Genomic DNA, 270 nt, shown 5'->3' with positions numbered 1-270 from the left:
ACCTCAAGCACCTGCCGGTGGATTACCTGAAGATCGATGGCAGCTTCGTCAAGGACATGCTCGAGGATCCCATCGATCGCGCCATGGTCCAGGTGATCAACCATATCGGCCACGTGATGGGCAAACGTACCATCGCCGAGTTCGTCGAGACCGTCGAAGTCATGGAAGCGCTGCGCGAGATCGGCATCGACTATGCCCAGGGCCTGGCCATCGGCGCGCCCCTGCCGTTCAGTCGCCAGCCTCCGGGGGCTGGAGTGGATGCCCAGGGCC

At 63.0% G+C, this 270-nt stretch carries 1 protein-coding gene; it reads left to right on the top strand.

Going from position 1 to position 270, the window contains the following annotated elements; translation table 11 throughout:
- A partial coding sequence (locus ACLJNW_RS25320; protein WP_410961380.1) for an EAL domain-containing protein occupies positions 1-270 on the top strand: 270 nt, incomplete at both ends.

It is taken from the genome of Salmonella sp. SAL4457, from assembly GCF_046548235.1.
Lineage (GTDB): Bacteria > Pseudomonadota > Gammaproteobacteria > Enterobacterales > Enterobacteriaceae > Salmonella > Salmonella enterica.
Note: the sequence above shows the minus strand (reverse complement) of the source record. Positions and strands in the feature narration are given on the sequence as shown.